Genomic DNA, 25946 nt, shown 5'->3' with positions numbered 1-25946 from the left:
TATGCACGTTCCCATTCTTCCGGTTCGGGCATCGCACCGCGCGCGGGCGCGGCAGCGTGGCGCGGTCGCGGCGACCGCCGCGCTGTGGCTTGCCGTTGCCGTCGCGGCGCTGGGCGTGCTCGATGTCGGCAATGTGTTTCTCGTGCGCCGGCAGTTGCAGCGAACCGCCGACATGGCCGCCTCCGCGGGCGCGCAGTCGATCGGCGGCCCAGCGGGGTGCAAGGGCGCAACCGACGCGGCAACCTTCAACGCATCCGGCAATGACCTGCCGCCGGATGCGACGATCGCGGTCACGTGCGGCCGCTGGGACGCACCGGCCTTCAATCCGTCCGGCGCGCCGCTCAACGCGGTGCAGGTGGACGTTTCGCGGGACGTTCCCTATCTTTTTGTCGGGCCGTCGCGTACCGTTCGCGCAAGCGCGACGGCGAAGGCGGTGGATGTCGCCACGTTCTCGCTCGCGACCAGCGCGGCGACGCTGTCCAATGGCGTGCTCAACGGTCTTCTGAACAGTCTGCTCGGGACGAACCTCGCGCTTGGCATTGTCACTTATCAGAATCTGGCGGCTGCACAGCTGAAGCTCGGCGACCTTGCCGCCGCGCTCAACGCCGGGTCGATCGATCAACTGCTGAACATGAACGTCACCGTCGCCGATCTCGTACACGCGATGGCAACCGCGCTCGACGCGAACGGCACCGTCAGCGCGGATGTCGCGAGTGCGCTGGGCACGATCGCGGCATCTGTGCCCCCCGATCTGACGCTCAACCTTGGCAATAGCGCGACGGCGAACGGGCTCCTGGCGGTCGGCCTCGCCGACCCGCAAGGCGCGCTGTCGGCCCGGATCAGCGCGCTCGACGCGCTGCTGTTCGCCGCCGAGATCGCGAACGGCACGTTCGCGGTGAACGTCGCGCCGGCACTCAACCTCGGAGCGCTTGCGAATGTCAGCGCGCAGCTGGTGGTGATCCAGCCGCCGGTGATCGCGGTCGGCGAAGCGGGCCTCGATGCCGACGGCAATCCGCGCACGAGCGCGCATGCCGCACAGGTGCGGCTGTATGTGAACCTCGGCATTGCCAACATCAACGTGCCGCTGCTTGCGTCGATCAAACTGCTGAACCTGCCGCTTTACATCGAAGTGGCGAATGCGACCGCATCGCTGCAAAGCACGCAATGTACAGCGTCCAAACTGACGAGCAGCAGCACGATCGCGCTGCAATGGGGCGTCGCGTCGTTGTGCGTCAGCGATGCCGCAGCCGCGAATGTAGCGAACAACACGCAGCCGTCCAGCTGCGCGCTGCCGGCGACGGTGGCCAGCGTCAATCCGCTGCCGATCCTCGGTCTGCCGCCGTTGATCGGCCTGTCGGTCGGCAGCCTGCCGCCGGCGACGCCGACTCAGGGCTTATCGTTGGCGCTGCAACAGGCGTCAACGGATCCGCCGCCGACGCTCGGCTTCGACGCACAGCCGGGCAACAGCGACGACTATCAGTCGGTCAATACCAACGCGCTTGGCTCCGCGACGGCCGGTCTGGCCACCCAGTTGGCCGCGCAGTTGCCGAACGCGATCTATCTGACGGTGCTCGGCGGCAACTTTCGGCTGGGCAAACTCGGCCTGTACGCCGGGCTTTCGCCGGTGCTGACCACCGCCATCAATGCGCTCACGCCCGCGCTGAACCAGCTCGACACGCTGCTCGTGCCGCTCCTGCAGGCGCTCGGCGTCCAGGTCGGCGTCGCCACGGTTCATGACATCGCGCTTTCCTGCGGTGAAGCACAACTCGTCAACTAACTCCTCGCCAATGAGAACCCCCGCCCACATCGACGAAGTCGACCTTTACGTTTGGGAAGGCAAGGCGGACATCATCGACCGCATCGCCCGCTGCATGGCGATCTTCGACGTCGAAGTGATCCGCGCCGACGGCACCGTCCCGTCTCCGCAGCGGCTTGCCGCGCGACCGTCGCTTGCGATCGTCAGCGTATCGGCGATCGACACGGGCGCATTGATGCCGGCCGACTGGCAGGCCGCGCACGGCATTCCCGTGATCTGGGTCGGCGCTGCGCCGCGCGATCGCGATCCGGCGACCTATCCGCCCACCTATTCGCACATCCTGCCGCTCGACTTCACCTGTGCGGAGCTGCGCGGCATGGTCGGCAAGCTCGTCGTGCAGCTGCGCGCGCACGGCGCGCGGACGCTCGAGTCGACCGCGCTCGTCGCGAGCTCCGAGTCGATGCAGATGCTGCTGCGCGAAGTGGACACCTTCGCCGATTGCGACACCAGTGTGCTGCTGCACGGCGAGACCGGTGTCGGCAAGGAGCGCATCGCGCGGCTGCTGCACGAAAAACACTCGCGCTACGGCCTTGGGCCGTTTGTCGCGGTGAACTGCGGCGCCATCCCGGAGGGACTGTTCGAATCGATGTTCTTCGGGCACGCGAAGGGCTCGTTTACCGGCGCGGCCGCCGCGCACAAAGGCTACTTCGAGCAAGCGGACGGCGGGACGCTCTTTCTCGACGAGATTGGCGACCTGCCGCTCTACCAGCAGGTGAAGCTGCTGCGCGTGCTCGAGGATGGCGCCGTGACCCGGGTCGGGGCGATCGCGTCGGTCAAGCTCGACCTCCGGCTGGTTGCGGCGACCAACCGGAATCTGCAGAGGCTCGTCAAGGACAACGCGTTCCGTGCCGATCTCTACTACCGGCTGGCCGTGATCGAACTGCGCATTCCGTCGCTCGAAGAGCGTGGTGCGGCTGACAAGATTGCGATCTTCAAGGCGTTCATCGCGTCGACGATCGGCGCCGAGCGGCTCGCGCAGTTACCCGACATCCCGTACTGGCTCGCCGATGCGGTGGCGGACACGTACTTCCCCGGCAATGTTCGCGAACTGCGCAATCTCGCTGAACGGATCGGCGTGACGGTGCGGCAGATCGGCGCGTGGGACCCAGTGCGATTGCAGCGCGTGCTGACGCTCGCGCGCGAAGGTCAGCAGACGCCGGTGGAGAACGCGGCGGAAGCGGTGACCGACCGCAGCAAATGGGACATGAACGAGCGCAACCGCGTGCTGACCGCGTTGGGCGCGAACGGTTGGCGTCGCCAGGACACCGCACAGCATCTCGGCATCAGCCGCAAGGTGCTATGGGAGAAGATGCGCAAGTATCAAATCTTCGACGAAGAGCCCGAAACGCGTGAGAGTGACTAATCGTGCGACGATTGCGTGAAGACAAAAGCCGTGCAAAGCGCTCCGGCAACGCATCCGTGAGCTGACTGCCCGGGCGGGCCGTGCCGTGTCCGTCTCTTCTCACCTCAACTTTCCGAATCGTCCGGTGCGGACCGCATGCCGGGCGGATTCGCAGGCGGCCCTATGCCGATTGCCGGCACGGGCCCGATTCCGCTTCCGTCGCCCGCCACGCTGTCCATCAATGCTCGCATGCGTCTCCAGTGCGACCCTTCCCAGAACACGCGCCGGCACACATCGCAGGTGACGAATTGCGTATGCCGCTCGAGTACACCGTCCGGTGCGCGGCCTGTTGCTTCGTCCTTCGAAATGCGTCGCAGGGGCGCGTTGCACGTGACGCACAAACGGAAAGGGCGAGCACTGCCGGCCAGATCGAGCCTGCCGAAGACTTCGCGGAGTTGCGCTTCGGGCTTGAGTGTGCGCACATAGCAGCCATGCGTGATCGTGCGACGCTTCAGTAGCTCGCGGTCGCGCGTGAGCACGATGCGGTTCTCGTCGAGTGCGAGCGCCTCGATGCGCGCGTCCTCGTAGTGGTTATCGTAGAGCGTGTCGAAACCCGCGAGCCGCAGCAGTTGGGCAAGACCGCCCAAATGCGCATCGGCGATAAAGCGCATCACGCGCAGCGGCCGCTCGCGCACGCGCAGCAGCGGCTGAATATCGAGTGCTTCGAATTTCGGATAGACGGCGACGCGGTCGCCGTCCCGCAGCGGATGGTCGAAGCCCACCGATTCACCGTTCACGAGAATCAGCTCGACTTCGGTATGCGGCACTCCGAGGGCTTCGATCATGTGCTTGGTGGTCGCATCGCGCGCGCAGACGCAGCTAAACGATTGCTGGCGCAGCGGCCGGGCCAGGAAGTCGTTCAGTTCCTCGTAGAAGCGAAAAGTGGCGGTGACCATGTGTTCAGTATCGCATTTGCGCACGGTCTCGCCGTCGGCAAGTTTCTGCACGTGCCGTGCGCATGTGTTTTACTTCCGGTTCCGTTGAACAGGAGCGATAGATGGATATCGGTTTTATCGGCATCGGCGAAATGGGCACCGCGATGGCCGCAAACATTTTGAAAGCAGGACATCAGGTTCGCGTGTGGAATCGCTCGCCGGAGCGTGCGCAACGTCTCGTCGACGCAGGCGCGCAAGTGGTTGGATCGGTCGCGGAGGCATTCACCGGCGACGCGGTGTTCTCGATGCTGGCCGACGATGCGGCGGTGCGCGAAGTGATCGATGCGCCCTTGCTCGAACAGGCGCCGCGCGGGCAGATCCACGTGAACATGGCGACGATTTCCGTGACGCTTGCCGAGGAACTCGCGCATGCGCACGCGCAGCGTGGCCTCAACTACGTCGCCGCGCCGGTGATGGGGCGGCCCGATGCCGCCGCGGCCGGCAAGCTGACGATCGTCGCCGCCGGGCCTGCCGAAGCGATCGACCGCGTGCAACCGGTGTTCGACGCGATCGGCCAGAAGACATGGCGAATCGGCTCGCTCGCGCAACAGGCGAACGTGATGAAGCTCGCGACGAATTTCCTGATCGGCTCGGCGGTGGAATCGCTCGGCGAGGCGGCGGCGATGCTGGCGGGTCACGGCGTCGCGATGCAGGATTTCCTTGATGTGATCACGAGCGGTCTGTTTCAGGGCGTCGTCTATCAAGGCTACGGCAAGATGATTGCCGAACAGCGCTACGAACCGGCGCTCTTCAAGGCGCGGCTCGGAATGAAGGACGTACGGCTTGCGCTCGCCGCGGCGGAGTCCGTGATGACGCCGATGCCGGTTGCGAGCGTCGTACGCGATAGCCTGCTCGATGCGATCGCGCATGGCGATGGCGACAAGGACTTCGCGGTGCTGGGCCAGGTCGCGGCGCGCCGTGCGGGCCGATAGCCGAGCGTTGGCCGTCGGCCGTCAGCTGTTCGCCCGCTGCGCCGCAGGCTCGGCGACCCCGCGCGCGGCGCCGGTCGCGGCGCTTGCCGCGACCGACTGTCCGTTATAAGAGAATGATGCTTCGCGTATGACGCAAAGCACAAAAATGGATAGGCCGGAACCTTGCGGGATGGGCCTCGCAGCCCGCTGTGGCCGATGAGCAACAGAGAAACGGCAGATGATCGAAGTTGTTGCGTCGCACCAATATTTTTGCTATAGTGGTTCTTGTCTCCTCCATGTCTCCTCTGATATGGATTCAGCCCGCCACCTCGGCGGGCTTTTTTTTCGCCTGAGGTCGGAAAAGAAAAAGGCTGGCGTTTCGAGCCAGCCTTCTTTTGCTACCGAGCGAGACGATGCGATGCGTCGTCCCGTCGTGCGCTTACCCGCTTACCCGCTTACCCTTTCAACCCGCTGCCTTCATCCGCGCCGATCGCGAGATTCATGCATTGAATCGCCGCACCCGATGCGCCTTTGCCAAGGTTGTCGAGGCGCGAAACGGTGACGAAACGCTCGTCGTTGCCGAACACGAACAGGTCGACGCGATTGGTATCGTTGTTCGCCTGGACGTCGAAGAAGCCGCTGTCGAGGTTTTCGTCCGCATTGAACGGCGCGACGCGCACGAACGCTTCGCCCCGGTAGTACTCGGCGAAAAGGGCCTGCACGTCTTGCGGCGTCACGCGTTTGGCGAGCTGCGACGGCGAAAAATAGCTGGTGACCGCGAGCCCCTTGTAGAAACCGCCGACGATCGGCGTGAACACCGGCGCGGATTTCAGGCCCGTGTGCGCGGCCATCTCCGGCAGATGCTTGTGCACGAGGCCGAGCGCGTAGGGCCGCGGGCTATCGAGCTTCGCGTTACCGCCTGCTTCGTACTCGGCGATCATTTTCTTGCCGCCGCCGCTGTAGCCGGTCAGCGAATAGCTGTGCGCGGCAAAGTCCGGCGTGACGACGCCGGCTTCGACCAGCGGGCGCATCGCGAGCACAAAGGCCGATGCGTGGCAGCCGGGCACGGCGATCCGTTTTGAATGGCGCACACGCTCGCGCTGCGCGCGGGTCAGCTCCGGCAGGCCGTAGGCCCAGTCGGCGTGCGTGCGAAAGGCGGTGCTCGCGTCGATCAGCACGGTCCGGTCGTTGTCGACCAGCGACGCCGATTCGCGCGATGCGACGTCCGGCAGACACAGGAACGTCACGTCCGATGCGTTGATGAGACGGCGGCGTTCGTCGAGATCTTTGCGCTTCGCTTCGTCGATGCGAATAACTTCCACGTCGCCGCGTTGCGACAGATATTCGAAGATTTTCAGGCCGGTCGTGCCTTCCTGTCCGTCGACAAAAACTTTCGTGCTCATCTCAATCTCGCTTGCTGGGTGGAACGGGGCGCGTTCCGGTGTCCTCGGGATGTCCATCGGACGTCGGATCGCTATTTTAAGACTGGTTGCGCGCTGCGTGCGCAGTGCAGCATGAAAAAGCCTGATTCACGCAAGCCGCATCAACGTCCGTACGTGACGGTCATGCGTGCCGAACCGATGGCCGCCACGCTGATTTCGTGATCGAACATCAGTGCGGGCCGTCCCGGGCCGAGCCGCAGGTCGGTGGTGTTGAGCGCGTAGACCGTAATCACGTAGCGGTGCGGCTTGCCCGGGGGCGGGCACGGGCCGCCATAGCCATCGACGTCGAAGTCGTTGCGCGCTTCAATCGCACCGAGCTTCGCGAGATAGCCGGACGCGCTGGCGTCTTCCGGTAATTGATTGACGTTAGCCGGAATGCCGATTACCGCCCAGTGCCACCAGCCGCGGCCCGGCGCGTCGATGTCGTAGAGGGTGACCGCGAAGCTGCGGGTGCCGGCCGGCGGATCGCGCCACGACAGTTGCGGCGAACGGTTTGCGCCTTTGCAATCGTCCTTGTTGAAGACTTGCGCTTCGCTGACGGTGCCGCCTGCCTTCACGCTGCTGCTCGACACGGTGAAGGCCGGCTGTGCGCCGACCCGCGCGCTGTGCCACATCAGACTTGCCGCAAGGGCAATCAACACGGCATGAAACTGAAATGCGTGAAAGTTTGCAAAGAATCGAAACGTAGAGAGTCGAACGTTCGAGCAGCGCATACGCATGTGCCGATTCTCCTGGTCGACCGGAGTGGGGGCTTCAGCGCCTGCTCCGGTCCTATGCAAAGCCACGGGGCAAAGGGCGGACCGACTACGATGATATTGTCCCCGTTTTGCACCGTGAACGCGAATCGAGTCTAACATTACGTTTGTGCGAGCCTGTTCTTACCATACAGACGGCCAGTAATGGGGTGAAATCGGCTATAGTCGGACACTTGCATCGCTGTTGGGGCGGCGGCAGACCGATACATTTAGAACTAAAGAATAGTTGGATGGCTGAGGTTTCGGAGCGTGGGTTATCAGGCGAAGGGAGCGCAATGCAAAATCCAATCAAGGTCGTCGTAGCCGACGACCATCCGGTGATTTTGTTTGGCGCCGAGCAGGCGTTGCTCAAATTCCCGGGCATTCAGGTCGTGGCGCGCGCGCGTCAATCGACAGAACTCGTGAAAGTGCTGCAAACCGTCCCATGCGATGTGCTGGTGACGGATCTCGCGATGCCCGGCGGGCAATATGGCGACGGGTTGCCGCTGATCGGCTATCTGCGACGCAATTTTCCGAACTTGCCGATCGTCGTGCTAACGATGCTCGAGAACGCGGCGTTATTGAAGCGGTTGAGTGAGCTCGGCGTGATTTCGGTCGTCAACAAAGCCGACGATCTCAGTCATATCGGCCTTGCGGTGCAACACGTCGGGCGCAATCTCGAATACATGAGCCCGTCAGTGAAGGCGGCGCTGGAAACACTGCGCATGAACGCGGGCGGAAAGAACGATGAAGTCATTCTGTCGAAGCGCGAACTCGAAGTCGTGCGGCTGTTTGTGTCGGGCATGACGATCAAGGAAATTTCCGAACAGTTAAGCCGCAGCATTAAGACGATCAGTACGCAAAAGAATACGGCGATGCGCAAGCTCGGCCTCGAGCGAGATTCCGAGCTGTTCCATTACGCACAAAGCAACGGCTTGATGAATCTGTCGTCCTATGCGCCGGGCGAAATGAGTGAGTCTGGCGAAGCAGGGACAGCGGCGGACGAATCCTGATGAGCGTCGCCTGACGCCGGGTGGTCGTTACGCGGTTGGCGTTCGCGCGCGGACGTTAGCTAGCAAAAAAGCCGCGCATCACGACGATGTGCGGCTTTTTAGTTGAAGCAACGATGCTCGAATTGTTCTGTCAGACGCGAGCGACGCGCAGTTCAGTGTGCTGAAACGGTGTTATTGCGGCGCGGCCGTCGCTCCGCCATGCGCCGCTGACCACTCCGCCGGCGCATGCAGGAACTTCTCCACTTCATCGAGCGTTTTCGTTTCGAAGTAGCCGGCTTCCTTCGCGACGCGCAGCACATCCCACCAGGTCGCGAGCGCGTGCAGATCGACGTCGATGTCTTTCAGCACCGACACGCTTTCCTTGAAGATGTTGTAGTGGAACAGCACGAAGCAGTGGTTCACCTTCGCGCCCGCGGTGCGCAGTGCGTTGATGAAGTTGATCTTGCTGCGGCTGTCGGTGGTCAGGTCCTCGACGAGCAGCACGCGCTGGCCTTCGGTCAGCAAACCTTCGATTTGCGCGTTGCGGCCGAAGCCCTTCGGCTTCTTGCGCACGTATTGCATCGGCACCATCAGACGGTCCGAGATCCATGCGGCAAACGGGATGCCGGCGGTTTCGCCGCCCGCGACCGCGTCAATCTGCTCATAGCCGACGTCGCGCAAAATGATCGTTTCGGCCATGTCCATCAGGCCGCGGCGCAAGCGCGGATACGAAATCAGCTTGCGGCAGTCGATATACACCGGGCTCGCCCAGCCGGACGTGAAGATATACGGTTTTTCAGCGTTGAAATGCACGGCCTGAACTTCGAGCAGCATTCGGGCGGTCGTGTCGGAGATCGTCTGGCGATCGAAGCCTGTCATGGGCGGTCCTTGGATGTGATGCACGAATAATCGGGAGGGCGGGCGTCGCGCCCAACCGCGCAGCGAGCGGATGTTGCGGGTTTTCCGTGGGTCTTCCGCGGGCTTTCCATATGCCCCGCGAGCTGCGACCGGCGCAGCCGGCGGGCTGGGACTGTTGCGCGTAACCCGCGATTTTACCCGATTACGGTCCGCCCGACGACACAGCGAACGCACGCTGACCGCCGCCCGGCTGTCGGCATTCTGCATCGCCGGCTGGCGCGGGATGTTCGCGATCGGGCCGCTGCGGGCGGTCGTGCCCTTCATTGTGCACAGGTGTGTCGAAGAACAACGGTCGCTCGCCGGGAGCGCGATGCGCAGCATGCGCGTGATACGCGGCGCTCGTTTCGCACTGCAGCGTGACAAGCGGCGCCAACATTCGCGATGCTATCCCACGTGGCCTCGACGATTCGTCATCCGTACGGGGTACACTAACCGACCCGAAATCGCTCGCGATACCTCGTTCACGCTCGCGCTGTCCATCTTCCCGCAGCAGGTTCCATGCTGTCGCACTGATCCGGCGCACGCGCGAAGCGGCGCGATCGACCATCCGTACGATCGATGGAGATGCCGTAGCCGGTTGATCGAGCCGGGTCCGATCCTTATTGAAGTCCTCCTGTTGCAGGTCAAAAAAATGGACGAACAACTGAAGCAAAGCGCTCTCGCCTATCACCAGAATCCTCGACCAGGCAAGATCTCGGTCACGCCAACGAAGCCGCTGTCGAATCAGCTCGATCTGTCGCTTGCCTATTCGCCGGGTGTCGCGGCCGCGTGCATGGCCATTTACGACGAACCGCTCGACGCGCAGAAATACACATCGCGCGGCAATCTGGTCGGCGTCGTCACGAATGGGACCGCGGTGCTCGGTCTCGGCAATATCGGCCCGCTTGCCGCGAAGCCGGTGATGGAGGGCAAAGGGTGTCTCTTCAAGAAGTTCGCGGGCATCGACGTGTTCGATATCGAGCTGAACGAGTCCGATCCCGACAAGCTTGTCGAAGCGATCGCGATGCTCGAGCCGACGTTGGGCGGCATCAACCTCGAAGACATCAAGGCACCCGAGTGCTTCTATATTGAGAAGAAGCTGCGCGAGCGGATGAAAATTCCAGTCTTCCATGACGACCAGCACGGCACCGCGATCATCGCGTCAGCGGCGATTCTGAACGGTCTGAAGGTGGTGGGCAAGCAACTCGCGAAGGTGAAGCTCGTCTGCTCGGGTGCAGGCGCCGCGGCGATCGCGTGTCTCGATCTGCTGGTGAATCTCGGCCTCGCGAAGGAAAACATTCTCGTCACCGACTCGAAGGGCGTGATCCACGAAGGGCGTGACAACCTTGATCCGTCGAAGGCGCGCTACGTCGCGCATACCGATGCGCGCACGCTGGCCGATGCGATCAAGGGCGCCGACGTATTCCTCGGCTGCTCGAGTGCCGGCGTGCTGAAGCCGGAGATGGTGAAGGAGATGGGCCCGCAGCCGCTGATTCTCGCGCTGGCGAACCCGGAGCCGGAAATCCGTCCGGAAGAAGCGAAACGGGTGAGGCCGGACTGCATTGTCGCGACCGGGCGTTCGGACTATCCGAACCAGGTCAACAATGTGCTGTGCTTTCCGTTTATCTTTCGCGGCGCGCTCGACGTCGGTGCAACGACGATCACCGAGGAGATGAAGCTCGCGTGCGTGCGCGCGATCGCGGAACTCGCGGAAGAGACCGATCAGGGCGACGAGGTCGCGAAAGCGTACGAAGGCCACTCGCTCGAATTTGGCCCCGACTATCTGATTCCGAAGCCGTTCGACCCGCGTCTGATCATCAAGATCGCGCCGGCGGTCGCGCAGGCCGCGATGGATTCGGGCGTCGCGACCCGTCCGATCAAGGATATGGACGCCTATCGCGAGGAACTCGGCGCGACGGTGTATCGCACGGGCTTCGTGATGCGGCCGGTGTTCGCCGCCGCGAAGGCGCAGCCGGCTCGCATCGTGTTCGCGGAGGGGGAAGACGAGCGCGTGCTGCGTGCCGCGCAGTTCGTGCTGCTCGAGAAGATCGCGCGGCCGATCATCATCGGGCGTCCGGCGGTGGTCGAGATGCGCCTGAGGAAGATGGGCTCGAAGCTGAAGTGCGGCGAGGATTTCGAAATCGTCAATCCGGAAGACGATCCGCGCTATCAGAAGTGCTGGCAGGCGTACCACGAGATCGGCGCGCGCGAAGGGGTCACGCCCGAAGTCGCGAAGGCCGCGATGCGCAAGTTCAATACGTTGATCGGCGCGATTCTCGTGCGTCTGGGCGAGGCGGACGGGATGATCTGCGGGATGATCGACCAGTACCACACGCATCTGAAGTTCATCGACCAGGTGCTCGGCAAGGCCGAGAACGTGCGCAACTTCGCGGCGATGAACCTGCTGATGCTGCCGGGCCGCAATCTGTTTATCTGCGACACCTATGTCAATGAATGCCCGACTGCGGAAGAACTCGCCGATATGACGCTGCTGGCGGCGCGGGAGATCGAGAAGTTCGGCATCACGCCGAAGGTGGCGCTGCTGTCGAGCTCGAACTTCGGCAGTTCGCCTTCGTCATCGTCGCAACGGATGGCGGCCGCGCGCAAGCTGATTGCCGAACGCGCGCCGAATCTCGAAGTGGACGGCGAGATGCACGGCGACGCGGCGCTGTCCGAGGCTGTGCGCAAGGCGGCGTTCCCCGGCACGAAGCTGTCCGGTGAAGCGAACCTGCTGATTATGCCGAACGTCGAAGCGGCGAACATCACGTACAACCTGCTGAAGATGATCGGCGGCGACGGCGTGACGGTCGGACCGTTCCTGCTCGGCGCCGACAGGCCGGCGCATATCCTGACGCCGGCCGCGACCGTGCGGCGCATCATTAACATGACGGCGGTTGCGTCGGCTAACGTGACGGTGCGGCAGGCGGCTGCTGCGAGGTAAGCGTAGCGCGCGGACGCCTGCGTCGGTTGCTGCGTGGCTGACGTCGCGCTGAATACCGGGCTGAAAAGAGAAGGGTCGCCTCGGATGATTCGAGGCGACCCTTTTTGCGCGTGCTCCGGCGAGAGCTAGCGCGTCGCGCGCAGCCTGGTTATGCGACGTGCCGCGTCTGGTCTCCCGCGGGCGCCCGCCATTTCGCGAGCAACTGAGACCATTTCGCGCGCACGCCCTTCAGGTTGTTCTCCTTCACATGGCCATAGCCGCGGATGCCGTCGGGCAGGCTCGCCAGTTCGACGGCAAGCGCGCGTTTGTCCGCAGCGAGCCCAGCGGCGAGGCCACCGATCAGCTCGCGCACCAGCGCTTCATATTCGACGATCAGCGCGCGCTCGGTGCGACGCTCTTCGGTCTTGCCGAACACGTCGAGCGCGGTGCCGCGCAGGAACCGCAATTTCGCGAGGGCATGCATTGCGCTGAGCATCCACGGGCCGTACTGCTTTTTCACCAGATGGCCATGCGCATCCTGTTTCGACAGCGCGGGCGGCGCAAGGTGGAACTTGAGCTTCCAGTCGCCTTCGAAGTTCGCCTTCACCTTCTCGATAAACGCCGGGTCCGTGTAGAGGCGCGCGACCTCGTATTCGTCCTTGTAGGCCATCAACTTGTGCAGGTTCCTCGCGACCGCCTCGGTGAGCGGCAACGGCTCGGCGGTGCCCGGAGCGGGCTCCAGCGCCGTTTCAGCCGCGCGAACCTCGTCGACCAGCTTGCGATAGCGCGCCGCATAGGCATCGTTCTGGTACGCGGCCAGATACTTCACGCGTTTGTCGATGAGCGTGTCGAGCGCTTTGGGCGTATGCAACGACACGATCTTGCCGTTCGCGGTATCCGTATCCGGCGTGCGTGCTTGCGATTCGGCGAGCTTGCGGACCGCGGCCAGATCGTGCGCGGCGCGGCGCCCCCATTCGAATGCAGCGAGGTTTTTCTCGACCTGCACCGCGTTGAGCTCGATCGCGCGCGTCAGCGATGCATGCGTGAGCGGCAGCCAGCCGCGCTGCCACGCGTAGCCGAGCACGAACGGATTCGTATAGATCGCGTCGCCCAGCAGCGCGACCGCGAAGCGGTTCGCATCGACGGCCGACACATTGTCGTCGCCGGCCGCGGCGCGCACATCCGCATCGGTGCTGGCGCCAGGAAAGCGCCAGTCCGGATTCTTGATGAAGGCCGCGGTTGGCGTCGGCGCGCTGTTGAGGACGACGCGCGTGCGGCCGTTTTGCATCCGCGACACGCACTCGTCGCTGGCGGTCACGATTGCATCGCAGCCGATCACGAGATGCGCTTCGCCCATCGCGATACGCGTGGCGTGAATATCGTCCGGCCGGTTCGCGATCTGCACATGGCTCATCACCGCGCCGCCTTTTTGCGCGAGACCGGTGACATCGAGCACTGTCACACCCTTGCTTTCGAGGTGCGCGGCCATGCCGAGCAGCGCGCCGATCGTCACGACACCAGTGCCGCCAACGCCCGTGACGAGCACGCCGTATGGCTGGCCGATTGCGGGCACGTCGGGCTCCGGAACCGGCGGCATCGTATCGCCGGCGACGCCGGTTGCGGCCGGCTTGCGTAGCTGGCCGCCTTCGACGGTCACGAAGCTCGGGCAGAAGCCCTTCAGGCACGAGTAGTCTTTATTGCAGGTCGACTGGTTGATCTGCCGCTTCGTGCCATATTCGGTTTCGAGCGGCTCGACCGACAGGCAGTTCGACTGCACCGAGCAATCGCCGCAGCCTTCGCAGACCGCCTCATTGATCACGACGCGCTTTGCCGGGTCCGGGTACGCGCCGCGTTTGCGGCGGCGGCGCTTCTCGGTCGCGCAAGTCTGGTCGTAGATCAGGATCGTCGTGCCTTCGATCTCGCGCAGTTCGCGCTGGACGTCGTCGAGCAGGTCGCGATGGTGCACGGTGATGCCCGGCGCAAGCCCGACGTTCGCCGTGTACTTGTCCGGCTCGTCGGTGACGATCACGATTTTCTTCGCACCTTCCGCCGCGAGCTGATGCGTGATTTGCGGCACGGTTAGCGTGCCGTCGACCGGCTGGCCGCCAGTCATCGCGACCGCGTCGTTGTACAGGATCTTGTAGGTGATGTTCGCCTTCGACGCGATCGCGGCGCGAATCGCGAGCAGCCCCGAATGGAAATAGGTGCCGTCGCCGAGATTCGCGAACACGTGTTTGTCGTTCGTAAACGGCGCCTGACCGATCCATGCCACGCCTTCACCGCCCATCTGGCTGAAGGTGCTGGTGCTGCGGTCCATCCATACGGTCATGTAGTGGCAGCCGATGCCGGCCATCGCGCGCGAGCCTTCGGGCACATTGGTGGACGTATTGTGCGGGCAACCGGAGCAGAACCACGGCTTGCGCTCGGCTTCGACGCGCGGCCGCGCGAGCGCCTTTTCTTTCGCGTCGATCACGGCGATGCGCGCTGCGATACGCGCACGCACATCGGATGGCAGATCGAACTTGTCGAGGCGCGTGGCGATCGCTTTGGCGATGATCGCCGGCGACAGTTCATAGTGCGCGGGTAGCAGCCAGTTGCCCATCGGCACCGACCACTCTCCGCCTGCGCCGTCTTTCTCGTCGAACTTGCCGAACACGCGCGGACGCTGCGCGTCGGGCCAGTTATACAGCTCTTCCTTGATCGCGTATTCGAGAATCTGGCGTTTCTCTTCGACGACCAGAATCTCCTGAAGTCCACGCGCGAACGCTTGCGCGCCTTGTGCTTCGAGCGGCCACACGCAGCCGACCTTATAGAGCCGAATGCCGATGCGCGCGCAGGTTTCGTCGTCGAGACCGAGGTCGCATAGCGCCTGCCGCACATCGAGATACGCTTTGCCGCCGGTGATGATGCCAAAGCGCGCATGCGGCGAGTCGATTTCGACGCGATCCAGTTTGTTCGCGCGCACATACGCGAGGCCGGCGTACCACTTGTAGTCGAGCAGCCGCGCTTCCTGCACGAGCGGCGGGTCGGGCCAGCGGATGTTGAGACCGCCGTCGGGCATCGCGAAGTCGGTCGGCAAAATGATCTGCGTGCGATGCGGGTCGATATCGACCGACGCGGACGATTCCACGACGTCGGTCACACACTTCATCGCGACCCACAGCCCTGAATAACGGCTCATTGCCCAGCCGTGCAGGCCGAAGTCGAGATATTCCTGCACGTTCGACGGGAACAGCACCGGCAGCCCGCAGGCCTTGAAGATGTGCTCGGACTGATGCGCGAGTGTCGACGATTTGGCCGCGTGGTCGTCGCCCGCCAGTACCAGCACGCCGCCGTGCCGCGACGAGCCCGCCGAATTCCCATGCTTGAATACGTCGCCCGAACGGTCGACGCCGGGGCCCTTGCCGTACCACATCGAAAATACGCCGTCGTATTTGGCGCTCGGGTACAGATTGACCTGCTGTGTGCCCCAGACCGCGGTCGCGGCCAGGTCTTCGTTGACGCCCGGCTGAAAGACGATCTGATGCGCGGCGAGATGCTTCTTCGCTTTCCATAGCGAGAGATCGAGGGCGCCGAGCGGCGAACCGCGATAGCCGGAGATAAAGCCGGCTGTGTTGAGCCCGGCGGCCTTGTCGCGCTCCTGCTGCAGCATCGGCAGCCGCACGAGCGCCTGAATGCCGCTCATGTACGCGCGGCCGCGTTCGAGTGTGTATTTGTCGTCGAGCGTGACGGACGATAACGCGGCTTCGAGCGACGCTCGTTGGCCTGCGTCCAGTGGGGCATTCATTATGTGTACTCCTCCAGCGGCTTTGGGATCACCAAAAACGGTGTGGTGGCCGCGGCATCTTGTGGATGCGTTGGCCGAAGGCGCCATCATGACGGGTTTTAGCCGATGGTAGCACCCGGAAAAACCCGCCGCATCGCGTCTTCCGTGTCGGAATGCGGGTTGCCGGACACCGCGTACGACGATACAGGTATGACCTCCTGTATGACGCGTCGTTCGCTGGTGTAACAAGCTGTAAAAGCCGTCTGCGTCCGGAACCGGCGGTCGAGCGCTTGTCTAACTCCGCACCTGCGCTTTCCCGCAACGTTCCGCATCGGGCGGAGCTTCGCGGCGCAGGCAATCAGAACGAGGAGCAAGCATGAACAGCAAGCATGTCCAGACCTTCCTGATGGTCTCAGCCGCATTTTTCGCGATGAGCGCGCCGGTGCGCTCGAATAGCGCGCAAACCGCATCGAATGCGGCGCCGAACGGTGTGGTTCGCGCAACGCAAACGGTGTCGAAGACGTCCGCGTCGGACCGTTCTGGAGCGTCGTTGCGAACAGCGTCAGGCGAATGACATCATTCGCCTGTTGCGCCCGTGGTATGTCCTCACACCACGTGCTCGCGGTAGGTTCTCGTAGTACGTTCTTGTAGTACGTTCTGTTACGCGTCGTTTCTCACCACGCCCCGGCGGATCTGATCCAGTTCGATCGATTCGAACAACGCCTTGAAGTTGCCCTCGCCGAAGCCCTGATTGCCCTTTCGCTGGATGATCTCGAAGAAGATCGGTCCGATTTGATTTTCAGTGAAGATCTGCAGCAGCAGATCGTCGCGTGCGCCGTCGATCAGGATCTTGCGCTCGCGTAGTGCTTCGAGCGGCTCACCGTGATCCGGCACACGGCGGTTGACCAGTTCGTAGTAGGTATCGGTCGTATCGAGCAGCGCGATGTTCGACGCGCGCAGGCCGTCGACGGTCCGATAGATATCGTTCGTGCCGAGTGCGATGTGCTGGATGCCTTCACCGTGGTACGCGTCGAGATATTCGGTAATCTGCCCGGCCGTCTCCAAGCCTTCTTCGTTGATCGGGATGCGGATTTTGCCGCATGGCGAGGTCATCGCCTTGGACTTCACACCCGTGACCTTGCCCTCGATGTCGAAATAACGAATCTCGCGAAAGTTGAAAAGACGCTCATAGAATTCGGCCCATTCGCGCATCCGGCCGCGGTGCACGTTGTGCGTTAAATGGTCGATGTACGTCAGGCCGTGGCCAGCCGGGTTCGGATCGGCGCCGGCAATCGGCTCGAAATCGACGTCATAGATGCCGATGTCGCCGATGCTGCCCGGTGTCGCGCCGTTCTTGCCGCGCCAGCGGTCGACGAAATAGATCAGTGAATCGCCGACACCCTTGATCGCGGGAATGTTCAACTCCATTGGACCCGTTTTGTTGTCAAAGCCCCAGGCGCCCAGTTCGAGCGCACGGCGATACGCTTTCGCGGCGTCCTGCACGCGAAATGCAATGGCGCATATCGACGGACCGTGCATGCGTGCGAAGCGCTGCGCGAACGAGTCGGGTTCCGCGTTGACGATGAAGTTGATGCCACCCTGGCGGTACAGCATGACGTCCTTGTGCCGGTGACGCGCGATCGCGGTAAAGCCCATCTGTTCGAACAGCTTGCCGAGCGCTTTGGGGTCGGGGGCCGTGTATTCGATGAACTCGAAGCCGTCGGTGCCGACGGGATTGTCCCAGGTTTGGACCTTCATGCGTGTCTCCAGAATGCGGCGCGCCGGTGCGCGAATGTCATGACGCGAGTGTATCGGGCCGACCGCGATGGAAGCTTGCGAATTTAATCGTCGATGGCTACGCTTTCGCTATTTCGTAGCGTCAAATCTCGCCAAGGTGGCAGAAGATGGCTTTGATTGAATTGGATGCAATCGATCGCCGTATTCTCGCAATCCTCCAGCAGGAGGGCAGGCTGTCGAATCAGGAGATCGCGGAGCGGGTCAATCTGTCGCCGAGCCCTTGCTTGCGGCGGATTCGGCGGCTCGAGGAAAGCGGTGTGATTCGCGGCTATGTTGCGCTGCTCGACGCGCAGCAGCTCGGTCTCGACCTGCTTGCGTTCGTCAACGTGCGGCTCGAAAAGCGCGGCGGCCCAACGGGCGGCGCACGCGGCGATGCGGCCCACGCGCGCGCGGGCGCGACGCATTCGGAACTCTTTCGTGCGGCGGTGCAGACGTGGCCTGAAGTTGTTGCATGCCACGCGATGACCGGGGAAATGGATTACCTGCTGCGGGTGCAAGTCGCGGATATGGCGCACTTTTCGCACTTCGTGCAGGACGTGCTGCTGCATCATCCGTCGGTGATCGACGTGAAGTCGAGCTTCTCGCTGGAGACGTTCAAGGAAACGACTGCGCTACCGATCAGGTGAGATGCGCGGTGAAATGCGTAGTGAAATGAATAGGGCGGCGTGGCCGCCCTTGCTCGCTTGACAGGCGCTGCGCGGCACGCGCCCTAAGCAGCGAGCAGCTTAAGCAGCGAGCTCCGCCGCCGGGAGCAACGATTCGAGCAACGTCGACGTCTGCTGCGCCTGGCGCTTGAGCGCGTAGTCGAACGCGGCCGCCTGCTCTTCGAGCATTTCCTTGAGGATGCTGGACTGATCGGCCGGTGCGAGCGTCAGGTATGCGTCGGCCTCACCGTACGCGTGTTCGATCCTCATGCCCGCCTTCCTCGCGATATGCATCATTGTCTTGTTGCGCGACAGGCAATGCATGTAGAGCGTCGACACATGGGTGTTGCGGCTGCGGATGGCCGCGCGTTCGAAGAGCTTCGTACCGATGCCCTCGCCACGCGCGCTTTCGACCACCGATACGCCGAATTCAGCCGTGCGCTGGCCGTCTTCGGCCGGCAGGTACGCGAGGTGCGCGACGCCAACCAGTTCGAGTTTACGGTTGAATACGCCGAAGACCGTGTCGCGGTTGAAGTCGATTGTCCGGACATAGTTTTCGATCACGTGGTCCGGCACGACCTGCCCGAAACGCAGCAACCGGTCGTCTTCTTCGAGGCAGAGAAAGTGCGCCAGCAGGCGCTCGCGGTCGTTCTCGCTGAGTTCCCGAACCAGCACGGGCGCAAGGCCGGCCGCGCTCAGTACGCGATCGGGTAGCGCGATCGGCTCTTTGGCTCGGGCAGTCGTCTTGCTCATGGCGGGTTCTCCTATTCATCCGGCGGCATGATGCGCCGCAGCAGTGATTTTAGCTGAAAGCTACATTCATCACTGGGGAAAACCCGTATTTCAGACTAGTCCGAGCCGGCGCGGAGGATCCTATTCGCCCAAATAATTGATTTTTAACAATTTAATTAAGAATGAGCGTTCGCGATTCGTGCGTCAGTCTGTCGCGCATTAACCACGCTGCATGCTGCTATGCAATATCACTGCGCCGCGCTCAGTCCGTGATCAACCATATCGATCACCTGCTCGGCGAACTCCCGATATCCCATCCGGCCGCCCGGCTTGAGCCACGTAAACGTCCAGTTGATCATGCCGAACACCATCATCGTCAACGCAGTCTGGTTGTCGCGCGCGACGCGCTCCGGATACGCGCGTGCAAGCTGGCGCGCGAACGCGGCCACCACATCGCGCTGACGGTTCAGGATCACTTCGCGTTGCGCTTCGTCCAGGTATTTGACGTCGTTGAGTAGCGCGACATGCTTGCTGTGCGACGTTTCGTATTCGGCGAGAAACGCGCGGATCAGGTCGGCGAATGCCTCGCGTTCGGTTAGCCCGCGCCGCTGACTCGACCCTTCGACCTCGGCGATGATCAGCATCAAGCGCTTCGTATAGCGGTCGAGCAGATCGAACAGGATCGCTTCCTTGCTCTCGTAGTAGTGGTAGAGGCGCGCTTTCGACGTACCGCTTGCGGCGGCAAGATCCGCCATCGACGTGCTCGGGTAGCTGGTCTGCGCGAATTTTTCCGCGGCGAGGTCGAGAATCTGATCGCGTTGCGTTTCGTGGTCGGGCGCTCGGGTGCGGGCCATGGTTGTTGTTGTCTCGAAAGCTGAAAGGGCCGCTCGCGCGCCGTGTTCAACCCGTGCGCGAGCGGCCCTAGTGTAAGCGGATCGCGCTCGTGCCGAAAGCGCTCCGGCACGGGTTCCGCGTGGTGCTGGCGTTACCGTTCGTCGTAGCTCACCACCACCTTGTCCGTCACCGGATGGCACTGGCAGGTCAGTACGAAGCCATCGTTAATTTCGTGCGCTTCGAGCGTGTAGTTCCTGTCCATTTTGACTTCGCCTTCCAGCACTTTCGCGCGGCACGTGCAGCAGACGCCGCCCTTGCACGCGTAAGGCAGCGCCAGTCCGGCGCGCAGGCCGACGTCGAGGAGGCTCAGGCCCGCGTAGGGCAGGCGCAGCTTGCGCCGCTTGCCGTCGAGCACGATTTCGAGGTCGGCGGCCGGCGTGTCGCGGGTGATATCGGCGGGCGGCACGCCTGCTTGCGGCAGCGGCGAACCGAAACGTTCGACATGAATGTTTTGTTGGCCGAGCCCGGCGGCCTTAAGCGCTGCTTCGGCGGCGTCCATCATCGGCGCGGGTCCGCAAATGAAGGCTTCGTCGATCGATGCCGCGGGCACCAGCGCCGCAAGGAACGCGGCACACTTTGCTTCGTCGAGCACGCCATTGAACAGATCGACGTCCTGCAGGTCGTCCGAGAGTACGTGATACAGCACGAAGCGATCCATGAAGCGGTTTTTCAGGTCTTCGAGCGCTTCGGCGAACATGATCGAATCGGCACTGCGATTGCCGTAGATCAGCGTGAAGGCGCTGCGCGGCTCCACCTCGAGCGTCGTCTTGATGATGCCGAGCACCGGCGTGATGCCGGAGCCGCCTGCGAACGCAACGTATTGCCGGCCTTGCTCCGCGTTCAGATGCGTGAAAAAGCGGCCGTCGGGTGTCATCACGTCGATCGTGTGGCCGGCCTGCAGCATGTCGAACGCGAAGTTCGAGAAGCGGCCGCCACGCACGCGCTTGATGCCGATGCGCAACTCGCCATCACGATCGTAGTCGGTGACGCCGACGCAGATCGAATACGAGCGGCGCGTCTCCTCGCCGTCGATGTGCGCCTTCAGAGTGACGAATTGGCCCTGCGTGAATCGATACTGCTCGCGTAATTCGCGCGGCACTTCGAATGCGACCGAGACCGCGTCGGCCGTTTCGGGGCGGACTTCCCGAATACGCAGCGAGTGGAATTGCGGGGTCGAGGAGGCCATGTCAGTAGGGTTTGAAATAGTCGAAGGGTTCGCGGCAGTCGATGCAGCGGTAGAGCGCCTTGCAGGCGGTCGAGCCGAATTGCGCGAGACGCTCGGTGTGCATGGAGCCGCAGCGGGGGCAGGTGGGCGTCACTGGGGTGTGCGCAACGAAGCGGATCACTTTTTCGCGCGCGTCAGTGTGGCCGTTTGCGCTGCCTTCGGCGCATCGGCCGGTGGGCGGGGCGATGCCGTACGCGCGTAGCTTTTCCCGCGCGGGTGCGTCGATCCAGTCGGTGGTCCATGCGGGCGCAAGCACAGTCTCGATTCGATGCGGTGTCAGTTGCGCGGCGTCGAGCGCGCGGCCGATGTCCTCGGCGATTTGCGACATCGCCGGGCAGCCGGAGTAGGTCGGCGTAATGACCACCTCGAGCGTGCCGTCGGTCGCGCGGCGCACGTCGCGCAAGATACCCAGTTCACGGATTGAGACGACCGGAATTTCCGGATCGGGTACCGCCTCGAGCACCGTCCATGCGCGGGCCAGTGCAGGGTCGGTGGCGATTCGGCTTGCGTGGGTGGGGGTCATCGAGGTGCTTCCTGTGTCGTTGTGCGCGCCGCTGTGCGCGCTTCTGTGCGCTTCGATCGGCGATTACCACGTCGCGCCCGGGTGCTGCCGCGCGACGCTTTGCATTTCCGCGAGCAGGTAGCCCATGTGTTCCGAATGCTCACCGTGCTTGCCCGTGCTCACATGCGTGACGGGTTCGGCAAGCGTGAGCGTTGCTTCGTCAAGCGTCGCGTGTACGTCGGCGCGCCACGCCGATTCGAGCTCCGCCGGGTTCGGGCCGATGCCGGCAGCAGCGGCCGCTGCGTCGATCGCATCGGCACTGAAGAACTCGCGCGTGTACGGCATCAGATAGTCGAGCGCGGCTTGCGCGCGGCGATGCGATTCGTCAGTGCCGTCGCCGAAGCGAACCAGCCACTCGCGCGCGTGATGCGCGTGGTAGCGCACTTCCTTGATCGACTTCGCCGCGATGGCCGCGAGCTGCGCATCGGACGATGCGGCAAGCGCGGCCCACAGATGCACCATTAACGTCGAGTAGAGGAAGTTGCGCACGATCGTCACCGCGTAGTCCTTGTTCGCGTGCGCGGTGCCGGCGAGCGGTCCGTAGTGCGGCAGCTCGACGAGCGTGTAGTTCGCAAATTCGCGTTCGGTGCGGCAGTACGCGTAGTCGTCTTCGGTGCGCAGTCGACCGGTGAGCGTCTGTTCGAGCGACGCCGCGTGCGTGTACAGCAGCCGCGCCTGTCCGATCAGATCGAGGCTCATGTTCGCGAGCGCAATGTCCTCTTCGAGTACCGGGCCGTGGCCGCACCACTCAGCGTTGCGCTGGCCGAGAATCAACGCTGTATCGGCGAGCCGCAGCACGTACGAGAGATGTTCAGGCGTGGTTTTCATATCGCGTGTCGATTGCACTGTCCGGTGCGCTCACATGTGGTTGACTTCGTCGGGCAGTGTGAAGAACGTCGGGTGACGGTAAATCTTGTCGGCCGCCGGCTCGAACAGTTCGCCCTTTTCGTCGGGTGCGGAGGCCGTGATCGCCGCCGACGGCACGACCCAGATGCTCACCCCTTCCTGGCGTCGCGTATAGACGTCGCGCGCCATGCGCAGCGCCATCGATGCGTCCGCCGCGTGCAGGCTGCCGCAATGCTTGTGGTCAAGCCCCTGCTTGCTGCGCACGAACACTTCCCAAATTGGCCATTCCTTGTTCACCGTCGCTCTCCTTGCTTCCATGCTTCGTTGCTGATGCGTCTTTGCGTCGAATGCGGTGGCTGTGCTGTCGCGCGCCACAGCATCACGCTGCCCGTTGCGGCGCGCGCCGGCACTGCTTTTCCGCGTGCGCGAGCGCGGCTTCGCGCACCCACGCGCCGTCGTCGTGCGCCTTCACGCGCGTCGCGAGCCGCTCCCGGTTGCACGGGCCGTCGCCGTTGACCACGCGCCAGAACTCGTCCCAGTCGATCGCGCCGTAGTCATAGTGGCCGCGCGCTTCGTTCCATTTCAGCTGGTCGTCCGGCAGCGTGACGCCAAGCACTTTCGCCTGCTCGACGGTTGCGTCGACGAACTTCTGGCGCAAGTCATCGTTGGAAATCCGTTTGATGCCCCACTGCGCCGACTGGTTGCTATGCACCGAGTCCTTGTCGCTTGGGCCGAACATCATCAATACCGGCCACCACCAGCGGTTGACCGCCTGTTGCACGAGCGCGCGCTGCGCGTCGGTTCCCTTCATCATCGTGAGCAGCGCGTCGAAGCCTTGCCGCTGATGGAACGACTCTTCCTTGCAGATGCGGATCATCGCGCGCGCGTAGGGGCCGTACGTGCACCGGCACAGCGGAATCTGGTTCATGATCGCGGCGCCGTCGACGAGCCAGCCGATCACGCCGACGTCCGCCCAGCTCGGCGTCGGATAGTTGAAGATGCTTGAGTACCTGGCTTTTCCGGCGTGCAGCGCATCGATCAGCTGATCGCGCGACACGCCGAGCGTTTCGCATGCGCTATACAGATAAAGCCCGTGGCCGGCTTCGTCCTGCACCTTCGCGAGCAGGATGGCCTTGCGCTTCAGGCTCGGCGCACGGGTGATCCAGTTGCCTTCCGGCAGCATGCCGACGACCTCCGAGTGCGCGTGCTGCGAGATCTGCCGCACGAGCGTTTTGCGGTACGCATCGGGCACCCAGTCTTGCGGCTCGATCTTGCCGTCCGCAGCGATCACCGAGTCAAAGCGCTGTTGTTCGGGCGAGGCGCCGGCGGGGTCTTGCGGCAACGCGTTGCCAGGGATGTCGAGGGATTGCGTGTACATGGCGGGCGCTCGCGAGCGGGGGTTGCTGTGTTCGGCATTATAAACCAACCGACCGGTCGGTTAATAAATTTTTGCGGGTGAGTATCAAGCATGCCGCCGGCGCGTCGTTCCAGTGGCCGTCGCCGGTTCGAGGGGAGACAAAATTTCACAATGAAATCAATAATTTGGAGATGAGTCGCGCGGTACGATCAGGCGGCTGGGGGTGCGAGACAGGCCCGCTGCCTGACTCGCCAGCACGGTGTGGGTGCATGGCCGCCCACTCGTGAGTCGCGCGTATCTGGCGATCAAAAAGGTAGGCGGCCGCGCGATGAGGTGGGGGCTCTACGTGACGCCCGCGGTGCGGAGCTCCCTCTGAATGCGATGAATTCGCCCGGGCATTGCCCCCATCTGGTCGCATGAGTTCGTGCACAATGTGCGCTCTTTTTTCTCTCCGCTGTGTGATGAACATGATCGTTCGCACGTTGGCCATCGCCTGTGGCGCTGCATTTCTCTTCACGGGGCCGGCTTCGGCCTTTGCCGCCGAAACGTCACCGGGCGGTCAATGGGTCACCGCATGGGCGACGGCACTACAGCCCATTCCGCAGGCTGCGCAACTGCCGGCGCTGTATCGTGCGCCGGACGTCGCCGGTCGCACGGTGCGGCAAATCGTCTATCCGACGCTGTCCGGCGACACCGTGCGCGTGCATGTCAGCAATGCGTACGGACGTACGCCGCTCGTGATCGAGGCAATGACGCTAGCGCGAGCGACGTCGGGTGCGAGAACGCAAGACAACGTCACTCGCGTCAGCTTCGGCGGAAAGATATCGGTCGTCGTGCCGGCAGGCGCCGAAGTGGATAGCGATGCCATCCGCGCCGCCGTGGCTGCGGGCGTGCCGTATGCGATCAGCACCTATATGGGGCCTGAGCAGCGGGTGGTCGCATGGCATCGCGTGGCCAATCAGGTCAACTATGTGTCCGTACCAGGCAATCACGCCGATGATGCGTCCGACGACGCGTACCGTCAGCGCTTCACGCAGTATGTCTGGGTAACCGGGCTGATGGTCGAGGCGCCGACGGCGACGACTATTGCGGCGATTGGCGATTCGATCACCGATGGCATGCGCTCGAGCCTGAATCAGAATCGCCGCTGGCCGGATGCGTTCGCCCACAGGGTGACGCAAGCGGGCGACCGGTCGATCGCGGTGATCAACCTCGGGATCAGCGGCAACCGTTTGTTGAGTGATTCGGCTTGCTATGGCGACGCGCTTCAGTCGCGCTTTCGTCGGGACGTGCTCGATTGGCCGGGCGTCAGGACCGTGATTCTGCTGATCGGCATCAACGATATCAACTTCGCGTCAATGCCGCCGCGGATGGGACTCGACTGCGACGCGCCGCATACGCAGGTGACGGCCGCGAGCCTCATCGACGGGTATCAGCGTGTGATTGCCGCTGCGCACGCGCGTGGTATCCGGGTGCTTGGCGCGACGCTGACGCCGGCCGCGCTGCCGCCGCAGCGGGAGAGTATCCGGCTTGCGGTGAACCAATGGATCAGGACGGGCCGCGCCTATGACGGCGTCGTCGATTTCGACGCCGCGCTGCGCGACCCGGCGCATCCGTCAGAACTGCGTCGAACCTTCGACAGCGGGGATCACATTCATCCTAACGACGCTGGCTACGCCGCGATGGCGGACGCTATTGCGCTTCCGGTGCTGACGGGCGCAGCCCGCTAGGTAAAGGAAAAAATACCGCGTCATCGACTTGTCATATGGCGCTGGCTCGCCTACTATTCGCGTCTTCGTTCGTGAACGAGGGCTTATGGTTGCTGCCCTTGATGGTGCATATGTCTGGGATGGCGATGCACGTGGTTTTTAAGCGCGAGCGAAATAGGTGTTGACGAGGCGGGAGATAGTCTGCATAATCTCGCTTCTCTGCTGCAACGCGCGGCGGACACGCAGGAAGGTGATGGTGGGGTGCGGTGGTTGAGCGATCCGGCCTTTTTGCGTGAAGCGATCTTTAACAATACACAGTCGATAAGTGTGGGCGCTTGATGGCGGCGCACGATGGTCTTGGGGCC

Annotated in this window: 23 protein-coding genes; 8 read left to right on the top strand and 15 right to left on the bottom strand. The window is 63.2% G+C overall.

Annotated elements, in window-relative coordinates; all coding sequences use genetic code 11:
• Position 1: 1 nt before the first annotated feature.
• Together HV796_RS19010 and HV796_RS19005 are read left to right on the top strand one after the other, a co-directional pair.
• The gene (locus HV796_RS19010; protein WP_175228045.1) at positions 2-1777 is read left to right on the top strand and encodes a TadG family pilus assembly protein; all 1776 of its coding nucleotides are present in this window, start codon (positions 2-4) and stop codon (positions 1775-1777) included.
• 10 nt (positions 1778-1787) lie between these two features.
• Entirely contained in the window at positions 1788-3179 is a 1392-nt protein-coding gene (locus HV796_RS19005) for a sigma 54-interacting transcriptional regulator (protein WP_175228044.1), read from the top strand.
• 104 nt (positions 3180-3283) lie between these two features.
• Here the strand turns inward: HV796_RS19005 and HV796_RS19000 are convergent, their stop codons facing one another.
• Complete coding sequence (locus tag HV796_RS19000) at positions 3284-4114, bottom strand: Mut7-C RNAse domain-containing protein (protein ID WP_175228173.1); 831 nt, start codon at positions 4112-4114, stop codon at positions 3284-3286.
• 101 nt (positions 4115-4215) lie between these two features.
• Between HV796_RS19000 and HV796_RS18995 the strand changes: the two genes are divergently transcribed.
• On the top strand, positions 4216-5085 hold the full coding sequence (locus HV796_RS18995; RefSeq protein ID WP_175228043.1) for an NAD(P)-dependent oxidoreductase: 870 nt from the start codon (positions 4216-4218) through the stop codon (positions 5083-5085).
• A gap of 434 nt (positions 5086-5519) precedes the next feature.
• Here HV796_RS18995 and argC read toward each other — a convergent pair whose 3' ends face one another.
• Both argC and HV796_RS18985 read right to left on the bottom strand, forming a co-directional pair.
• Positions 5520-6467, bottom strand: a complete 948-nt coding sequence (gene argC / locus HV796_RS18990) for an N-acetyl-gamma-glutamyl-phosphate reductase (protein ID WP_175228042.1) — start codon at positions 6465-6467, stop codon at positions 5520-5522.
• A 140-nt stretch (positions 6468-6607) separates the two neighbouring features.
• Positions 6608-7120 (bottom strand): YbhB/YbcL family Raf kinase inhibitor-like protein, encoded by a 513-nt coding sequence (locus tag HV796_RS18985; RefSeq protein WP_246355928.1) that lies wholly within the window; start codon positions 7118-7120, stop codon positions 6608-6610.
• 416 nt (positions 7121-7536) lie between these two features.
• Between HV796_RS18985 and HV796_RS18980 the strand changes: the two genes are divergently transcribed.
• Positions 7537-8253, top strand: a complete 717-nt coding sequence (locus tag HV796_RS18980) for a response regulator (protein WP_175228040.1) — start codon at positions 7537-7539, stop codon at positions 8251-8253.
• A gap of 171 nt (positions 8254-8424) precedes the next feature.
• Here the strand turns inward: HV796_RS18980 and HV796_RS18975 are convergent, their stop codons facing one another.
• Positions 8425-9111 carry an orotate phosphoribosyltransferase gene (locus HV796_RS18975; RefSeq protein ID WP_175228039.1) on the bottom strand — a complete coding sequence of 229 codons (687 nt, stop codon included), beginning with the start codon at positions 9109-9111 and terminating at the stop codon, positions 8425-8427.
• Between the two features lie 181 nt (positions 9112-9292).
• Positions 9293-9526, bottom strand: a complete 234-nt coding sequence (locus HV796_RS18970) for a hypothetical protein (RefSeq protein ID WP_175228038.1) — start codon at positions 9524-9526, stop codon at positions 9293-9295.
• Between the two features lie 255 nt (positions 9527-9781).
• Between HV796_RS18970 and HV796_RS18965 the strand changes: the two genes are divergently transcribed.
• Positions 9782-12070, top strand: a complete 2289-nt coding sequence (locus HV796_RS18965; RefSeq protein WP_175228037.1) for an NADP-dependent malic enzyme — start codon at positions 9782-9784, stop codon at positions 12068-12070.
• Positions 12071-12218: 148 nt separating this feature from the next.
• On the opposite strand, the gene HV796_RS18960 is transcribed toward HV796_RS18965, so the two are convergent.
• Positions 12219-15836 carry an indolepyruvate ferredoxin oxidoreductase family protein gene (locus HV796_RS18960; RefSeq protein WP_175228036.1) on the bottom strand — a complete coding sequence of 1206 codons (3618 nt, stop codon included), beginning with the start codon at positions 15834-15836 and terminating at the stop codon, positions 12219-12221.
• 355 nt (positions 15837-16191) lie between these two features.
• Here HV796_RS18960 and HV796_RS18955 point away from each other — a divergent pair, with 355 nt between their 5' ends.
• Positions 16192-16389, top strand: a complete 198-nt coding sequence (locus tag HV796_RS18955) for a hypothetical protein (RefSeq protein WP_175228026.1) — start codon at positions 16192-16194, stop codon at positions 16387-16389.
• Between the two features lie 86 nt (positions 16390-16475).
• Here the strand turns inward: HV796_RS18955 and hppD are convergent, their stop codons facing one another.
• The gene (hppD, locus tag HV796_RS18950) at positions 16476-17573 is read right to left on the bottom strand and encodes a 4-hydroxyphenylpyruvate dioxygenase (RefSeq protein ID WP_175228035.1); all 1098 of its coding nucleotides are present in this window, start codon (positions 17571-17573) and stop codon (positions 16476-16478) included.
• 146 nt (positions 17574-17719) lie between these two features.
• Here hppD and HV796_RS18945 point away from each other — a divergent pair, with 146 nt between their 5' ends.
• On the top strand, positions 17720-18238 hold the full coding sequence (locus tag HV796_RS18945; protein WP_175228034.1) for an Lrp/AsnC family transcriptional regulator: 519 nt from the start codon (positions 17720-17722) through the stop codon (positions 18236-18238).
• Between the two features lie 99 nt (positions 18239-18337).
• Here the strand turns inward: HV796_RS18945 and HV796_RS18940 are convergent, their stop codons facing one another.
• The 7 genes from HV796_RS18940 to paaA form a co-directional block, all read right to left on the bottom strand.
• Entirely contained in the window at positions 18338-19009 is a 672-nt protein-coding gene (locus HV796_RS18940) for a GNAT family N-acetyltransferase (RefSeq protein WP_175228033.1), read from the bottom strand.
• Between the two features lie 227 nt (positions 19010-19236).
• Positions 19237-19842, bottom strand: a complete 606-nt coding sequence (locus HV796_RS18935; protein WP_175228032.1) for a TetR/AcrR family transcriptional regulator — start codon at positions 19840-19842, stop codon at positions 19237-19239.
• A 131-nt stretch (positions 19843-19973) separates the two neighbouring features.
• Positions 19974-21068: a 1,2-phenylacetyl-CoA epoxidase subunit PaaE gene (paaE, locus tag HV796_RS18930; RefSeq protein ID WP_175228031.1), complete on the bottom strand. Its 1095-nt coding sequence runs from the start codon at positions 21066-21068 to the stop codon at positions 19974-19976.
• A gap of 1 nt (position 21069) precedes the next feature.
• Positions 21070-21630, bottom strand: coding sequence for a 1,2-phenylacetyl-CoA epoxidase subunit PaaD (gene paaD / locus HV796_RS18925; RefSeq protein ID WP_175228030.1), 561 nt, complete (start codon positions 21628-21630; stop codon positions 21070-21072).
• A 63-nt stretch (positions 21631-21693) separates the two neighbouring features.
• The gene (gene paaC, locus HV796_RS18920; protein WP_175228029.1) at positions 21694-22497 is read right to left on the bottom strand and encodes a 1,2-phenylacetyl-CoA epoxidase subunit PaaC; all 804 of its coding nucleotides are present in this window, start codon (positions 22495-22497) and stop codon (positions 21694-21696) included.
• A 30-nt stretch (positions 22498-22527) separates the two neighbouring features.
• The gene (gene paaB, locus HV796_RS18915; protein WP_175228028.1) at positions 22528-22812 is read right to left on the bottom strand and encodes a 1,2-phenylacetyl-CoA epoxidase subunit PaaB; all 285 of its coding nucleotides are present in this window, start codon (positions 22810-22812) and stop codon (positions 22528-22530) included.
• Positions 22813-22894: 82 nt separating this feature from the next.
• Complete coding sequence (gene paaA, locus HV796_RS18910; protein ID WP_175228027.1) at positions 22895-23893, bottom strand: 1,2-phenylacetyl-CoA epoxidase subunit PaaA; 999 nt, start codon at positions 23891-23893, stop codon at positions 22895-22897.
• A 446-nt stretch (positions 23894-24339) separates the two neighbouring features.
• Here paaA and HV796_RS18905 point away from each other — a divergent pair, with 446 nt between their 5' ends.
• Positions 24340-25602, top strand: coding sequence for an SGNH/GDSL hydrolase family protein (locus HV796_RS18905; RefSeq protein ID WP_175228172.1), 1263 nt, complete (start codon positions 24340-24342; stop codon positions 25600-25602).
• A gap of 138 nt (positions 25603-25740) precedes the next feature.
• Here HV796_RS18905 and HV796_RS43400 read toward each other — a convergent pair.
• Positions 25741-25946 (bottom strand): hypothetical protein (locus HV796_RS43400; RefSeq protein WP_217477942.1); only part of this gene is annotated, 206 nt, incomplete at its 5' end.

It is taken from the genome of Paraburkholderia humisilvae (assembly GCF_902859855.1).
In the GTDB taxonomy this organism is placed as follows: Bacteria; Pseudomonadota; Gammaproteobacteria; order Burkholderiales; family Burkholderiaceae; genus Paraburkholderia; species Paraburkholderia humisilvae.
Note: the sequence above shows the minus strand (reverse complement) of the source record. Positions and strands in the feature narration are given on the sequence as shown.

Excerpts from the sequence above, each read along its gene's own strand:
- HV796_RS19010 (WP_175228045.1), top strand. The coding sequence starts at position 2 with ATGCACGTTCCCATTCTTCCGGTTCGGGCATCGCACCGCGCGCGGGCG.
- HV796_RS19005 (WP_175228044.1), top strand. The coding sequence starts at position 1,788 with ATGAGAACCCCCGCCCACATCGACGAAGTCGACCTTTACGTTTGGGAA.
- HV796_RS19000 (WP_175228173.1), bottom strand. The coding sequence starts at position 4,114 with ATGGTCACCGCCACTTTTCGCTTCTACGAGGAACTGAACGACTTCCTG.
- HV796_RS18995 (WP_175228043.1), top strand. The coding sequence starts at position 4,216 with ATGGATATCGGTTTTATCGGCATCGGCGAAATGGGCACCGCGATGGCC.
- argC (WP_175228042.1), bottom strand. The coding sequence starts at position 6,467 with ATGAGCACGAAAGTTTTTGTCGACGGACAGGAAGGCACGACCGGCCTG.
- HV796_RS18985 (WP_246355928.1), bottom strand. The coding sequence starts at position 7,120 with ATGTGGCACAGCGCGCGGGTCGGCGCACAGCCGGCCTTCACCGTGTCG.
- HV796_RS18980 (WP_175228040.1), top strand. The coding sequence starts at position 7,537 with ATGCAAAATCCAATCAAGGTCGTCGTAGCCGACGACCATCCGGTGATT.
- HV796_RS18975 (WP_175228039.1), bottom strand. The coding sequence starts at position 9,111 with ATGACAGGCTTCGATCGCCAGACGATCTCCGACACGACCGCCCGAATG.
- HV796_RS18970 (WP_175228038.1), bottom strand. The coding sequence starts at position 9,526 with ATGTTGGCGCCGCTTGTCACGCTGCAGTGCGAAACGAGCGCCGCGTAT.
- HV796_RS18965 (WP_175228037.1), top strand. The coding sequence starts at position 9,782 with ATGGACGAACAACTGAAGCAAAGCGCTCTCGCCTATCACCAGAATCCT.
- HV796_RS18960 (WP_175228036.1), bottom strand. The coding sequence starts at position 15,836 with ATGAATGCCCCACTGGACGCAGGCCAACGAGCGTCGCTCGAAGCCGCG.
- HV796_RS18955 (WP_175228026.1), top strand. The coding sequence starts at position 16,192 with ATGAACAGCAAGCATGTCCAGACCTTCCTGATGGTCTCAGCCGCATTT.
- hppD (WP_175228035.1), bottom strand. The coding sequence starts at position 17,573 with ATGAAGGTCCAAACCTGGGACAATCCCGTCGGCACCGACGGCTTCGAG.
- HV796_RS18945 (WP_175228034.1), top strand. The coding sequence starts at position 17,720 with ATGGCTTTGATTGAATTGGATGCAATCGATCGCCGTATTCTCGCAATC.
- HV796_RS18940 (WP_175228033.1), bottom strand. The coding sequence starts at position 19,009 with ATGAGCAAGACGACTGCCCGAGCCAAAGAGCCGATCGCGCTACCCGAT.
- HV796_RS18935 (WP_175228032.1), bottom strand. The coding sequence starts at position 19,842 with ATGGCCCGCACCCGAGCGCCCGACCACGAAACGCAACGCGATCAGATT.
- paaE (WP_175228031.1), bottom strand. The coding sequence starts at position 21,068 with ATGGCCTCCTCGACCCCGCAATTCCACTCGCTGCGTATTCGGGAAGTC.
- paaD (WP_175228030.1), bottom strand. The coding sequence starts at position 21,630 with ATGACCCCCACCCACGCAAGCCGAATCGCCACCGACCCTGCACTGGCC.
- paaC (WP_175228029.1), bottom strand. The coding sequence starts at position 22,497 with ATGAAAACCACGCCTGAACATCTCTCGTACGTGCTGCGGCTCGCCGAT.
- paaA (WP_175228027.1), bottom strand. The coding sequence starts at position 23,893 with ATGTACACGCAATCCCTCGACATCCCTGGCAACGCGTTGCCGCAAGAC.
- HV796_RS18905 (WP_175228172.1), top strand. The coding sequence starts at position 24,340 with ATGATCGTTCGCACGTTGGCCATCGCCTGTGGCGCTGCATTTCTCTTC.